Below are 13,261 nucleotides of genomic sequence, written 5' to 3'. Positions count from 1 at the left end.
CCAGATCGGCGTCCGCGGCCGGGGGAACCGAACGTGCTTTCGCCTCCGGCCAGCGTCTCTCGGGCACCGATGCTCCTCGTCTGCGACACCGAGGTCGACCCCGACACGTACGGCTATCTCCCGCGAGCGCTCCGCGGGCTCCTCCCCGACCACGAACGGTACCACTACCCGACGCGGGGCGGCGAACCGTCGCTCGACGGCGTCGACGCGGTCGTCGTCACCGGGAGCACCGCGGGCGTCTACGAGGCCGACGAGCGCCCGTGGATCGAGGAGGCACGCGGGTTCGTCCGCCGGCTCGTCGACAGGGGGATCCCCACCCTCGGCGTCTGCTTCGGCCACCAGCTCGTGAACGACGCGCTCGGGGGCCGCGTCGAACACCGCGGGCTCACGGCCAGGCTCGTCGACGCGGACCTCGACGACGACCCGCTCTTCGCCGGCGTCTCGCCCGCGCTTCCGATGGTTCACGGCGACCACGTCGTCGAGACGGGCGACGGCATGGAGCCGATCGCCCGCGCGGCGTACTACCCGCTGTTGGCGACGCGTCATACGGCGGCACCCGTCTGGACCACACAGTACCACCCCGAGTTCACCGCCGACGTCCTCCCCGCCATCGAGCGGGACTTCGGCTGGGACGGGACGCGCGAGTTCGACGGCGTAAATACAGAACGAACGGTCGAGAACTTCCGTCGACTCGCGGCTCTCGACTGACCCGACCCGGTCACTCTCGCCCGCGCCCCTCGCCTGCCTCCACGCTCTCCTCGCTGCCCGCCTCCACGCTCTCCTCGCTGCCCCCGTCCGGGCTCGTCTCTTCGTCGCCCGGTTCCAGCGGCACGAACCCGAGCCCTTTCTCGTCGAGCAGCGCCGCGGCCCGGTCGGTCACGGACGGGGCGACGAGCACCCCGCGGACCGCGGCTTCGTGGTCCTCGCGGCCGGCGGCGTCGACGTACCCCTGGAGCTGTCTGACCGCCGCGGGGCCGACGCGCCGGCGTTTCAACTCGACGATCAGCGGTCGTCCGTCGACGTCGCGGCCGAACACGTCGATCGGTCCGGCCATCGTCTCCCGTTCGGTCTCGAGCGGCTCGAACCCCGGTTCGACGAGCGACGGGTCGTCGAGAACCCTGGTTCGGAGGTCCTCCTCGCTCCCCACGAGCGCCAGGTCGGCTCGCTCCGTCACGGAAAACGACGAGAGCTGGTCGACGCGCTCGAACCGGACGTCGAGTCTCTCATCCGGTGTCGACCGCCGGGACTGCACGCGGAGGCGGCCGTCGCGGACGCTGGCGCGGTGTTCGCTCCCCGGCGGCTGCCAGTTGACCGGGGTCCGCTTCTCGTCGGTGTGGACGAGCGCCGAGCCGTCGGGCTTCAGCAGGAGGAGACGGTCGCCCGGCCCGAGTGAACTCGACGCGCGGCCGTCGTACTCGACGGTGCAGCGACCGAAGACGACGACGAGGTCGCCGCGGTCGAACGCGCCTTCGAGGGCGACCAGGGCGTCGCGGTGGGCGGGCCGGTGGAGAGTCTCGACGCTCACGCCCGGGCTTGTTCGGCGGCGCACAAAAACGGCGCGCTCCCCCGGACGACGCGCTGGCGACCGGCGGGCACCGCGCCGGTCTGGTGTCGTCTGTCCACAACAGAACCAGCGTTTATACACTCCGTATCGTCCGGACTGTTAGTCACCGATGCGCAACCGATCCATCTCATCCCGCCGACGGCGGGTGCTTCTCGTCGTCGCGGTGGCGGAGCTGCTGGTCATGTCGCTTTGGTTCAGTGCCACGGCCGCCGCGCCGGAGCTGGCGACCGAGTGGGGGTTGACTCCATCGGAGACGGCGTGGCTCACGATCGCGGTCCAGCTCGGGTTCGTCGTCGGGGCGTTCCTGTCGTCGGTGCTCACCCTCTCGGACGTCGTCCGGCCGCGCTACCTGTTCGCGGGCTCGGCGTTCTTCGGTGCCGTCCTGACGGCGGCCATCGCCGGGTTCGTGAACACGGCGCTTCCCGCGATCGCCCTCCGATTCCTGACGGGCGTCGCGCTCGCCGGCGTCTACCCTCCCGGGATGAAGATCATGGCCGGCTGGTTCCGCGAGGGCCGCGGCTTCGCGATCGGCGTCCTCGTCGGCGCGCTGACGATCGGCTCCGCCCTGCCACACCTCCTCCGGGGGATCGGTGGGGTTGGCCAACCACGACTCGTCCTGTACGGGGCGGCCGGCCTCGCCGTCGCCGGGGCGCTCCTCGCCCTCCGGGTCGAACCGGGACCGCACCAGCCACCGGCCGCCCCGTTCGACCCGAGCGCGCTGGGCCGGATGCTCCGCGACCGCGGGACGATGCTGGCCAACGGTGGCTACTTCGGCCACATGTGGGAGCTGTACGCCGTCTGGACCTGGATCCCGGCGTTTCTGATCGCCAGCCTCTCGGCCAGCGGCAGCGGTGTCGGGGTGTCGCAGACGGCGTCGTACATCGCGTTCGGGACCATCGGAGTCGGCGGTCTCGGCGCGATCTCTGCGGGCGTGGCTTCCGATCGGTTGGGCCGCACGACCGTCACGAGCGTGTCGATGGTCGTCAGCGGCGCGGCGTCGGTCCTCGCGGGGTTCGTCTTCGGCTCGTCGCCCCTCGTTCTCGTCCCGTTCGTCCTGGTCTGGGGGTTCGCTATCGTGGCCGATTCCGCCCAGTTCTCCGCAGCTGTCTCGGAACTGGCCGAGGAGTCGTACGTGGGGACCGCCCTCACCATGCAGACCGCGATCGGCTTCCTGCTCACCACCGTCTCGATCCAGCTGATCCCGATGGTGGTGGACGTGGTCGGGTGGCGGTGGGCGTTCCTCCCGCTGGCGATCGGGCCCGCACTCGGCACGGCGTCGATGCTCCGACTCCGTGGGCTCCCCGAGGCGGAGCGACTCGCGGGCGGCCGCCGGTGAGGGGCGGTCGGTGCGGTCGGCCAGTCGAGCACCCGCAGTCGACGCTCTACGTCTGCGAGAACTGTCACCATTCTTATACCCCCTCCCGTTGTCTGTCCGGTATGGCCACGTTTCCAGGCATCCAGGGCAACGAGATGGACGACGAGACCGCTCGGGCGTTCCTCCGCGAGCAGGGGTTCGGCGTGCTCTCGCTCGCCTCGAACGGGGAGGCGTACGGCATCCCCATCTCGTACGGCTACGACGTGGAGGCCGAACGGCTCTACTTCGTCTTCCTCCGGCCCGGAGAGCGGAGCAAGAAAAAGCGGTTCGGTGAGGCGACCGAGCGCGCCTCGTTTCTCACCTTCGACGTCCCCTCGCGCGAGGAGTGGCGGACGGTCATCGCCACGGGGACGCTCCGGATCGTCGACGACGACGAGTGGTCGGCCGTCAGCGCCGCCTTAGAGGACAACGCCTGGTTCCCGACGCTGTTCTCCGAGACGGAGCCGATGCAGGACCTCGTGGGCTGGGCACTCGACATCGAGGACGTGACCGGGATGCACAGCCGGACGGCCCGCTAGCGGCTCACCGTCGGAACCGCGAGAACGAGGGGAGCGACGGGCGGGTGTCGTCGAAGTCGACGTACTTCTCGATCGGGACGTCGACGGTCGCGTGCCGCAGTCGGGCGAGCGACAGGACGACCACGAGCAACGCGGCGACGGCGAACGCCCCGAACCCGCCGTCCTGGACGGCCGTCGCCGTGTTCGCGCTCGTCTCGCCGGCCGCTTCGGCCACGTCGGCCTCGCCGCCCGTCCCCGCGCTCGCACCCTCGCCGTCGGCTCCGCCCCCGTCTACCGGTTCGGACACGCCGCCGGCGTCGGGCGTCGGAACGCCGTACCGCGTGACGTGCTCGGTGCCGTCGGCGTCGACCGCGCGCACCACGACCGTCGTCTCACCCGTGTCGGCGAGCGCGAGCTCCTCCTCGAACGAGACGTCGTCCCACACCTCGCCGCCGTCGTACACCTGCTCGAAGTCGACGACCGTCCCGTCGGCGTCGACCGTCTCGACCGACACCGAACTGACCCGGCCGTCGCGCGCCGCGCCGTAGACGTGGACCGCCTCGCTCGCGACGAGGTGCGTCCGCTCCTCGTCGACCGAGACCGTCGGGACGACGTTCCGCACGTAGTCGACGATCACGAGCTCTCTGACCTCGTTGCCGCTGGTGTCCCGCGCCCAGACGGTGATCCGGTTGGGGCCGGGGTCGAGTTCGACCTTCCGGCTGAATTCGATCTGCTGGCGCTCGGGGTCCGCCCCACGCCCCTGGCCGACGACGACGGACCGACGGGCGACGTCGCCGAAGACGGCGTACGAGACCGAGTCGACCTGGACGTTGTCGGCCGCGGTCCCGTTGACGTACACGGCCGACGACGTCGTGCGCTCGGGCACCGAGTCGAGCGAGACGGTCGGCTCCGTGCGGTCGTCGATCGGGAAGGCGAGTTCGTACCGCCGGCTGTTGCCGTAGCGGTCCTGGACCACGACCGAGACATCGTTCCGGCCGGGGCCGAAGAACAGTTCCTGCGAGAAGCTGTCGCCGGGGTCGCGGATGACGTGCGTCTCCGAGGCGACCGTGTACCCGGCCGTCCCCTGGACTCTGTGCTTCCGCGTGATTCGAACGAACTCGACGCCGACGCTGTCCTCGAGTGTCCCCGCGAGGGTAACCCGTGACTTCGAGAGTGGCACCTCCGCCGGCGGTTGTCCGAGCTGGTCGCTCTCGAACGGCTGCGTGAAGCCGACGAACGGTGCGACGGCGTCCTTCTCGACGGTGACCCGCGTCGAGTTCACGCTCCCGTCGGAGCCGGTGACGACGACCTGCACCGTCTGCGGCTCGTTCCGGAGGTCGAGTCGGACCCGCTCGGACACCCGTTCGGTGCCCGGTGCCCACGTCTCGACGGTCGAGCCGTCGACGCGGACGGCGACGCGTTCGACGGTCGTCCGCGCGCTCGCGTTCACGCGGAGCATCGGGTCCTCGGGCACGACCAGTCGGTCGCCGGCCGCCATCGGCGTGTCGTCGACGGCGATCGAGACCGTCGGCTCCGCCGCCGCGACCGGCCCTGGCAGCGTCCCGACGACGAGGACGGCGAGAACGACGAGGACGAGGGGGCCTCGCTGCATTGGTCGAGAGTCGGACGAACCGTACGTAAGCGTTGTGCGGCGATTATCCACCCTGATAATCCGTCGAGCCGCGCCCGTGGCCGGCCACCGCGAGACAGCGCCGACTCCCTAACGATCAAGAGGAAGTGAGCCGTACGCTCTCGTACCGAGCGATCGGGGACGACCGTCCCGACCGATCCGAACCGATGACCCGTGACAGCCACCTCCTCACGCTGGCGGCCGCGCTCCTCTTGATCGCCGCCGCGGTCGGCCCCGCCGTCGCCGCCGACCGGCCGCTGACGGTCTCGCCGCTGGCGGCCGCCCAGGGCGACCAGTCGACCGAACGCGTCGACGACACCTGGCTCGTCCCACGCGACGAACCGGTGGTCGTCTCCGGAACGTCGAACCGGGAAGCGGGGACCACGATCTTCGTCGAACTCGTCCGTGACGACGGCACGACCGTCCCGCTGGCGGAGGCCGCCGTCCGAAACGGCACGTGGAACACGACGGCCGACTTCTCGGTCGTCGAACCGGGGACGTACACCCTGCGGGCGACCGACGACGAGACCGACGCGTCGGTCCGCGTCGAGGTGGTCGACGAACTCCCCACGCCGACGCCGACGGCGTCACCTACCCCGACGGCCACGCGGACGCCGACCCCGTCGCCCACCGCGACCGCGACCGCGACTCCGGAGGTGACCCCGACGCCGCCGCGCACGTCGCCGCCCCCGGGAACGACCGATCGGTCGACGCAGACACGGATGCCCGGCTTCGGCGCCGCCGCCGCGCTCGTGGCGCTCGCGCTCGTCGCCCTCGCACGCCGCCGAGGGTCCGAGTGACGCGCCCGCGCCGACGCGGCCGCGTCGAGGCGTTACCCGACCGACGCTCGCGTGGAACAGAGTACTGCTCGCCCGGTCCCGACCATCACCGATGATCGACACCGAGACGCTCCGGTGTGCGACGTGCGGGCGAGCAGTCGCCGTCGCGGACGCCCACCGGCGCGAGACGTACGGCGGCCTCGACTCCGACGCGTGGCAGACGCTCTGCTGTCCGACCTGTGGCTCGCGGCTGAAGACCGTGTTCGTCGGCGGCGAGTGACCGCGTGACGAGTGTACAACGGGTATCGGCGACGCTCCGGAGCCGCGTGAAATTGGGACGAAAGTTGCTCTCGAACGCCGATTCGTCAGGTGGTGTGTACGGTCGAGGCTCTCGACTTACAGGCGCGTCAGGTTCTTGGCGCGCGGACCCTTGGGGGCCTGCTCGATCTCGAACTCGACTTCCTGTCCCTCTTCGAGGTCCGGACCGCCGACGTCCTCCATGTGGAAGAAGACGTCCTCGTCTGAGTCCTCGGTGGAAATGAAACCGTAACCGCCCGTGTCGTTGAAGAAATCAACCTTACCGGTCGCCATTGCAGTCCACAGAAGACAACGGGAGGTAATAACGTTTGCGACATGCCATGTCTGACCGTTCGAGGCTGTTTCCGGCCCGCAGACGGCCCATCCGTGGAGTGTGTCCGTGGATCGCGACCGACCGTTCGTCCGCGAACGTATATCTACCGACGTGACGTATCGGATCGACGTACCGTCGATGCCCACGTCTCTCCGTCCCCCCTCACGAAGTCGCGTCCGACGGGCGTGGGACGGCCTCCGCGGCGGCCGGCCGCCGACGGACGGTGGGGACGACCCGGCCCCCGACCCCGCGGTGTTCGACCTCGTCGCCGACCCGTTCGCCGGCATCGACGACGCTCACGACCGGCTGCGTGCGCTCGAACAGCTGTTCTACGAGCGCGGCGACCGTCGCGGTCCGTTCCTCGTCATCTACAGCCGCGTCACGGCCGAGGTGGGTCGAGCGATCGAAGCCGGGGAGTTCGCCGACCCCGCGTGGGTCGAGTCGTACCTCGTCACGTTCGCCGATCTCTACCGACAGGCGCTGTTGAGGTTCGAGACGGGCGACCTGGAGACGCTCGCCGACCCGTGGCAGGTGGCGTTCGAGTCCGCCGCACGCGGGGACTGCCTCGTCGCCCAGGACGCCGTCCTCGGGATCAACGCCCACGTCAACTACGACCTCGCGCTCGCGCTGTCGCTCGTCGGCGTCGACCCCGACCGGGAGACGAAGTACGCCGACCACTGCGCCGTCAACGACGTGCTCGGACGGCTCGTCGACGAGGTCCAGGACCGGCTCGCCGACCGCTACGCCCCGGGCATCTCGCACGTCGACGAGTCGCTCGGACGGCTCGACGAGGCCCTGGCGTACGTGGCGCTCGCCGAGGGCCGCGACAGCGCCTGGCGGGTCGCCGTCGCGCTCGCCGACTCCCGCCTCGGCGTCCGGCGGACCGCGGCGCTGTGGTTCCTGCGGACCTCCGCGACGGGCATCGCCTACTTCCTCCTCGGCTCGACCGTCAGCGACCGGCTCCACGAGGCGCTCCGTGACGTCGAACGCGGCCCGCGGCGCGCAGACGACTGACTCCCGATCGTTTCGGGTCTCGCCCGTCGTCCGCCGTTCACCCGTCGTCGAGCGACACCGCCGTCCCCGACGCCGCGCTCTCGTACACCGCGTCGATCGTTCGCATGTTCCCCAGCGTCTCCGCCCGGGTCACGCGCGGCGTGCCGCCCCCCTCGACCGCCGCGGCGAACGCCTCGACCTGCAGCCGGTAGTGGTCGACCGGGTCGAACTCCTCGACGACCGTCCGCCCGTCGGCGTGCCACTCCAGCGTGGCCCGCTCGTCGGGTTCGATGCCGAACGCCGGTTCGGCGTGGAGCCACCCGTCGGTCGTCTCGACACGGTAGTACTGGTTCCCGTCCGTCTCGAAGCCCGAGGCGATCCGCGCGGTCGCCCCGCCGTACGCGAGCACCGCCGCCATCCCCGTGTCGACGCCGGCGTCACGCGTGTCCGTGGTGGACGCTGACACCCGCTCGGGATCGCCCAGGAACAGCCGCGCGGCGTTGATCGCGTAGCAGCCGACGTCCATCACGCTCCCGCCCGCGAGCTCCGGGTCGAGCCGCACGTCGTCGGGGTCGTCGAGCCGAAAGGAGAAGGCGGCGTCGAACCCCCGTACCGTCCCGAGTTCGCGCTCGACGAGTTCGACGGCGCGCTCGGTTCGCGGGTGGAACCGGTACATGAACGCCTCCATCAGCGTCACGCCGCGCTCCTCGCAGTAGTCGAACAGCGCGCGCGCCTCGTCGGCGTCCCTCGCCAGTGGCTTCTCACACAGCACGTGCTTCCCGTGATCGGCGGCGCGGCGCGACCACTCCGCGTGCAGCGCGTTCGGCAGCGGGTTGTACACCGCGTCGACGTCGTCGTCCGCGAGGAGCGCCTCGTAGCTCCCGTACGCCCTGGGAACGTCGTGTTCGTCGGCGACCGCCTCCGCGCGGGCCGCCTCGCGCGACGCGATGGCGAGGACAGCGTGCTCGCTCTTTTCGATGGCGGGAACGACGGACCCGAGGCCGATGCGGGCCGTGCTGATGATGCCGAAGCGCATGGCTCTGCGCTCTCCCGTGCGGGACAAAAGTCCCGCGGGCACGACCACGTCGCCACGGGCGGTCACGCTTTTCTCCCCGGGTCGCCGACTGCCTCTCGATGACCGACGACCGGCTGTCCGTGGGTGTGGTCTGGTGTTCCGGGCCGTGGCTCGCGGTCGTGTTCGACGGCGAGGCGTTCGATCACGCGGCGGTGTACGACGGGATCGGCGACGTCTGGCTCCGCTACGAGGACGCGGCGGCGCGGATCCTGGTCGACGTGGCGGTCGGACTGGTCGAACGCGGCGAGGAGGGCCGCCGCTGTGACTCGCTCGCGCGCGACGTGCTCGGGCCCCGTCGGGACGCCGTCTTTCGCCCCCCGGTCCGGGAGGCGACGCGGAAACGACGGTTCCCCGCCGCCAACCGGACCCACGAACGGAAGACCGGACACGAACTCTCGCGGGCGGCGTTCGAGGCCAGCGAAGCCATCGCCGCCGTCGACGAACTCCTCCAGGAACTCCCCGAGGCCCGGGAGGTCGTCGGCGAGGCCCACCCGGAGCTCTGCTACCGGGCGTTCGCCGGTCAACCGCTCGATCACTCGCCCGACGTCGCGGCGGGCTACGCCGAACGGCTCCGGACGCTCGCCGAGTTCGACCCCGACGGACCGGTCACGGTCCAAGCCGTCGCCGAGGCGACCGCGGGTGCCGACGTCGCGGTCGCCGACGTCCTCGACGCGGTCGCGCTCGCGTACACCGCTCGACCGGGTCCGGGTGCGCTTCGCTCACTCCCCGCGGAGCCGCCGCGCGATCCGACCGGTCTCCCCGTTCGGATGTGGTACCGCGCGGAGACGGCGCTCGCCGAGTCCTGACGGACGCGCCGTGGACGTGCCCTGGACGGGCAACCGAACCGAGGAGGACACGTGCGTCCTCTCTGTCAGCTGGCTCCCGCCGTTCGCTGTCCGACCCGTCCCGACGCTTCCGTTGAATTATACGCTATTTTATATTATTTGGTGGCGTACGAGTTTCATGTATCCGAGGAGATTCGTCGTTCTCACCGTGGCCCTGTTGATGCTGTCCGCCGGCTGTCTCGGCGGCGGTGGTGCAGCCGACGCCGGCGACACCGCTGACGACGCTGGCAGTTCGGGCGCTGAGGCGGGCGACTCGGCCGGGTCCAGCGGGAGCGGCGTCTCGGCGCCGGAAGCCGACGGCAACGACCCCGCGGACGTCGCCGAGCTGGAACGCACGAGCGCCGAGGCGGCGCTCCGCGCCGCGGGGAGTTTCACCTCCACGTGGACGTACAGCGGGACGGACGCCGACGGCAACGGCGGCGAGGTGGGCTACACCTACTACGCCGATCTCGACGGCAACCGGGCGCACGTGCTGTTCTCGACATCGGCAGGTGGCCAGGAGACGACGACCGGCTGGGAACGGTTCTCTACCGGTGAGATGACGTACGCGCGCTACGGATCGAGCGAGGGCTCGTTCTACCAGGCCCAGGAGGACGATCTCGACGTCGTCGGCGACGCCGTCTCTCACGCCGGGATCTACAGCCACGGCGACGTGGACGACCTCTCGTACGAGGGGACCGAACAGTACGACGGCGTGACGGTCGAGCGGTACGAACTCTCCGAGGCGCAGTCGATGTTCTGGGCGGTGGGCGACGCCGCGAGTACGGGTTCGAACTCCGACGTCGACATCACGGAGTTCGAGTACGTCGTCCTGATCGACGACGACGGGCTCTCGCGGTACGAATCGTGGTCGTACACCGGGACGACGTCCGACGGGCAGACCGTCAACGGCATGTGGGAGTACTCGCTGACGGACGTCGGGTCGACCTCGTTCGACGACCCCGAGTGGCTGGCCGAAGCCGAGGCGCAAGCGCAACAGCCGCAGGGCTGAGTCGCCCGCCGACCGCGTTCCGCGTTCGTTGAGAGGCCCCCCTCACCGCACCGATGACCGCGTGCCCGTCGGCCCGCTCGCGTCCGTCCACGAAGCCGACACTCGACCGGTCGGGCTCACGAAGCTACTTGCCACACGTGGGCCAACGCACGCTATGGAAACCCACACGGTCGTCGGCGGGGGCGGGACGGAACTGTGCGTCGGCGCGACCGGCCCGCCCGACGCGCCACCGGTCGTTCTCGTCCACGGCTACTCCCAGTCGCGCCTCTGTTGGCGATCGCAGTTCGAGAGCGACCGGCTGGCCGATCTCCGGCTGATCGCCCCCGACCTGCGCGGTCACGGCGACTCGCAGAAGCCCGCGGGGAGCGACCGCTACCGCGACCCCGACCTGTGGGCCGCGGACATCCAGGCGGTGACCGACGAACTGACCGAGACGGCCCCGGTGCTGGTCGGGTGGTCGTACGGCGGACTCGTCCTCTCGGACTACCTCGCCGTGGCGGGGACCGACGACGTCGCGGGGCTCACCCTCGTCGGTGCCATCAGCGAGAAGGGCACCGACGCGGCCGCCGAGGTCGCGGGCGACGCCTTCGCCGCCATGCTCGACGACTTGGAGACGCGCGACGCCGAGGAGAGCGTCGCGGCCCTGGGTGCGTTCCTCGACATCTGCGTCGCCGAACCGTTGACGCCGTGGGAGCGCTCGTTCATGCTCGGCTACAACGCCGCCTGCCCGCCGCGGGTCCGGGAGGCGCTCCAGGCCCGCACCGCCGTCCACGAGGACACTCTCCGGGGTCTCGACGTGCCGGTCTTGCTCACCCACGGCACGGCGGACCAGGTGGTGTTGCCGACCGCGACCGAACGCCACGCCGATCTGGTGCCCGACGCCGAGACCTCGATCTACGAGGGCGTCGGCCACTCCCCCTTCTGGGAGGCTCCGGCGCGGTTCAACCGGGAACTGCGCGCGTTCGTGGACCGTTGTTGACTGTGTGCTCCGTGGCAGCCAGCGGCCGGTTGACCGGACGGTGCTCGCGTCCGCTCTCACCGCCGGTGGGCTCTTGCTCCGGGGGCCACGATACGTGGGAGTGACGCGCGTACCACTGGTCGAGCGGGCCGATCTGCCGCCGGAGAAACGTCCGTTGCTCGACACCCTGGACGACGAGTCGCCGCCCGAGACCCGCGGCCACGGCCTGTCGGGCGGCACCCTGAACGTCTACCGATCGCTCGCAAACGACGTCGGTCTGCTCGAGGCTTTCCGGCGCTACGGGACCGCCGTCTGGGAGGGGATCGAACTCACTCCCCAGGAACGAGAGATCGTGATCCTCGCCACCGCCGCCGCCGCGGGCTCGGAGTACGAGTGGCACCAGCACGTCCGGGTCGCGCTCGACGCGGGCGTCCCCACGGCGCAGATCCGGGCCGTGTCGGGTGACCGCGACGCGCTCCCGCCGGAGCGTGCGGCCCTCGCTGCCTACACCGAGCGGTTCGTCGAGGGGTCGGTCGACGACGCATCCGTCGACCGTCTGCGCCGCTTTTTCCACGCCACCACGCTCGTCGGCGTCGGCCAACTCGCGGGGCTCTACCTCGGACTCGCCCGTCAACTGGACGCGCTCGACGTCGACACCGAAGGCCCGTTCGTCGGCTGGGAACTGGAGCGCCTCTGAGCGACGGACCCGGCTGACCCGCCCTGTTCACGATCCTCGCGGCCGTTCGCGTCTCTCGGTGGTGGCAACGACCCGACGAACTCGCTTCTCTGCCTCGCGAGCCGACGGCGACTGCTCGACGCCGCAGGGGACTCACGGTCGGCGCTCGCCCGTACGCAAACGGCTTTGACCACGGGCGAGACAGTGCCGGTATGCCAACTGTCGGGGTGATCGGACTGGGTCGGATGGGGAGTCGCATGGGCGAACACCTGCTGGAACAGGGGTTCGACTTGCTCGGCTACGACGTGCGAGCCGAAGCCGTCGATCGACTCCGGGACGCCGGCGGCGAGGGGGCGACGTCCGTCACCGCGGTCGCCGAGGCCGCCGACGTCGTGGTGACGAGTCTTCCGACGCCTGAAATCGTCGAGGACGTGTTCTGTGGCGACGACGGACTGTTCGCCGCCGACTGCCGTGGCCGGACCGTCATCGACACGAGCACGAGCACGCCCGATACGACCCGGGCGCTCGCCGATGTCGGGGCCGACGAGGGGATCCGGGTGGTCGACGCGCCCGTCAGCGGCGGCACGTCGGGTGCTCGGACCGGCACGCTGACGCTGATGGTTGGGGCCGCCGAGGCCGACCTCGACGCGGTCGCCGTCGACGTCCTGAACGCCCTCGGGGAGGAGGTGTACTACCTCGGCGACGTCGGCGCTGGTCACACGACCAAGCTGGTGAACAACGTCCTGACCGTCGGGAACCGCGCGCTCGCGATGGAGGCGATGACGCTCGGGGCGGCGCTGGGTGTCGATCCAGCGATGCTCTTCGAGATCGTCTCGAACGCCAGCGGCTCCTCGAACCAGTTCGAAAAGCGCGTCCCGCGGGTGCTCAACCGGAACTTCGAGCCGACGTTCACCGTCGACCTCTCCAGGAAGGACGTCCGACTCGCGTTGCAGACGGCCGACGGGATCGACTACCCGATGGGCCTCACCAGTCTGATCCACGAGTACTACACCGAAGCGAGCGCGAAAGGCTACGGCGACGAGGACGCCTGCGCGGTCGTGAAAGTGTTCGAGGAGAATACGGATACGCTCGTCGAGTCCGACACCCCGGTGGACGAGACGTTCGAGGGCTACTGACGCGCGAGGACGCGGCCGACACCAGCGACAGTTGTTCTCGACTGTCCAGCGCGCAGGTGCAAGCAGCATCTCCCGGATTTGGGTGTGTCTTCCGTCCGCGTGAGTGACGGT

The 13,261-nt window shown here is 70.4% G+C and carries 15 protein-coding genes; 11 read left to right on the top strand and 4 right to left on the bottom strand.

The annotated features are described in order from the left end of the window. Nucleotides 1-69: 69 nt before the first annotated feature. On the top strand, nt 70-708 hold the full coding sequence (locus tag NKJ07_RS13090) for a type 1 glutamine amidotransferase (RefSeq protein WP_318567256.1): 639 nt from the start codon (nt 70-72) through the stop codon (nt 706-708). A 10-nt stretch (nt 709-718) separates the two neighbouring features. On the opposite strand, the gene nucS is transcribed toward NKJ07_RS13090, so the two are convergent. Next, nucleotides 719-1,525 carry an endonuclease NucS gene (nucS, locus tag NKJ07_RS13085; protein ID WP_318567255.1) on the bottom strand — a complete coding sequence of 269 codons (807 nt, stop codon included), beginning with the start codon at nt 1,523-1,525 and terminating at the stop codon, nt 719-721. 220 nt (nt 1,526-1,745) lie between these two features. On the opposite strand from nucS, the gene NKJ07_RS13080 reads away from it, so the two are divergent. Together NKJ07_RS13080 and NKJ07_RS13075 are read left to right on the top strand one after the other, a co-directional pair. Beyond that, nucleotides 1,746-2,900, top strand: coding sequence for an MFS transporter (locus NKJ07_RS13080; RefSeq protein WP_425504765.1), 1,155 nt, complete (start codon nt 1,746-1,748; stop codon nt 2,898-2,900). 101 nt (nt 2,901-3,001) lie between these two features. Then, nucleotides 3,002-3,457, top strand: coding sequence for a pyridoxamine 5'-phosphate oxidase family protein (locus tag NKJ07_RS13075; RefSeq protein ID WP_318567253.1), 456 nt, complete (start codon nt 3,002-3,004; stop codon nt 3,455-3,457). 4 nt (nt 3,458-3,461) lie between these two features. On the opposite strand, the gene NKJ07_RS13070 is transcribed toward NKJ07_RS13075, so the two are convergent. Then, nucleotides 3,462-5,048 carry a hypothetical protein gene (locus NKJ07_RS13070; RefSeq protein WP_318567252.1) on the bottom strand — a complete coding sequence of 529 codons (1,587 nt, stop codon included), beginning with the start codon at nt 5,046-5,048 and terminating at the stop codon, nt 3,462-3,464. 185 nt (nt 5,049-5,233) lie between these two features. Here NKJ07_RS13070 and NKJ07_RS13065 point away from each other — a divergent pair, with 185 nt between their 5' ends. Together NKJ07_RS13065 and NKJ07_RS13060 are read left to right on the top strand one after the other, a co-directional pair. Then, nucleotides 5,234-5,866, top strand: a complete 633-nt coding sequence (locus NKJ07_RS13065; protein ID WP_318567251.1) for a PGF-CTERM sorting domain-containing protein — start codon at nt 5,234-5,236, stop codon at nt 5,864-5,866. Between the two features lie 91 nt (nt 5,867-5,957). After that, nucleotides 5,958-6,125: a hypothetical protein gene (locus tag NKJ07_RS13060; RefSeq protein ID WP_318567250.1), complete on the top strand. Its 168-nt coding sequence runs from the start codon at nt 5,958-5,960 to the stop codon at nt 6,123-6,125. Between the two features lie 116 nt (nt 6,126-6,241). Here the strand turns inward: NKJ07_RS13060 and NKJ07_RS13055 are convergent, their stop codons facing one another. Further along, nucleotides 6,242-6,436, bottom strand: coding sequence for a cold-shock protein (locus NKJ07_RS13055; RefSeq protein WP_103424157.1), 195 nt, complete (start codon nt 6,434-6,436; stop codon nt 6,242-6,244). A gap of 178 nt (nt 6,437-6,614) precedes the next feature. Here NKJ07_RS13055 and NKJ07_RS13050 point away from each other — a divergent pair, with 178 nt between their 5' ends. After that, nucleotides 6,615-7,490: a DUF5995 family protein gene (locus NKJ07_RS13050; RefSeq protein WP_318567249.1), complete on the top strand. Its 876-nt coding sequence runs from the start codon at nt 6,615-6,617 to the stop codon at nt 7,488-7,490. 37 nt (nt 7,491-7,527) lie between these two features. Here NKJ07_RS13050 and NKJ07_RS13045 read toward each other — a convergent pair whose 3' ends face one another. Further along, on the bottom strand, nt 7,528-8,505 hold the full coding sequence (locus NKJ07_RS13045) for a Gfo/Idh/MocA family protein (protein WP_318567248.1): 978 nt from the start codon (nt 8,503-8,505) through the stop codon (nt 7,528-7,530). A 98-nt stretch (nt 8,506-8,603) separates the two neighbouring features. Here NKJ07_RS13045 and NKJ07_RS13040 point away from each other — a divergent pair, with 98 nt between their 5' ends. The 5 genes from NKJ07_RS13040 (at nt 8,604) to NKJ07_RS13020 (ending at nt 13,150) form a co-directional block, all read left to right on the top strand. Next, complete coding sequence (locus NKJ07_RS13040; protein ID WP_318567247.1) at nt 8,604-9,350, top strand: DUF429 domain-containing protein; 747 nt, start codon at nt 8,604-8,606, stop codon at nt 9,348-9,350. 157 nt (nt 9,351-9,507) lie between these two features. After that, a complete protein-coding gene (locus NKJ07_RS13035) occupies nt 9,508-10,380 on the top strand; it encodes a DUF7537 family lipoprotein (protein ID WP_318567246.1) in 873 nt (290 codons plus the stop codon). Nucleotides 10,381-10,534: 154 nt separating this feature from the next. Further along, nucleotides 10,535-11,359 carry an alpha/beta fold hydrolase gene (locus tag NKJ07_RS13030; RefSeq protein ID WP_318567245.1) on the top strand — a complete coding sequence of 275 codons (825 nt, stop codon included), beginning with the start codon at nt 10,535-10,537 and terminating at the stop codon, nt 11,357-11,359. 100 nt (nt 11,360-11,459) lie between these two features. Further along, on the top strand, nt 11,460-12,035 hold the full coding sequence (locus NKJ07_RS13025; protein ID WP_318567244.1) for a carboxymuconolactone decarboxylase family protein: 576 nt from the start codon (nt 11,460-11,462) through the stop codon (nt 12,033-12,035). A 191-nt stretch (nt 12,036-12,226) separates the two neighbouring features. Then, complete coding sequence (locus tag NKJ07_RS13020; protein WP_318567243.1) at nt 12,227-13,150, top strand: NAD(P)-dependent oxidoreductase; 924 nt, start codon at nt 12,227-12,229, stop codon at nt 13,148-13,150. Nucleotides 13,151-13,261 lie beyond the last annotated feature (111 nt).

This window comes from Salinigranum marinum (assembly GCF_024228675.1).
In the GTDB taxonomy this organism is placed as follows: domain Archaea; phylum Halobacteriota; class Halobacteria; order Halobacteriales; family Haloferacaceae; genus Salinigranum; species Salinigranum marinum.
The sequence above is the reverse complement of the archived record's forward strand: the minus strand, read 5'-3'. Positions and strand labels throughout refer to the sequence as shown.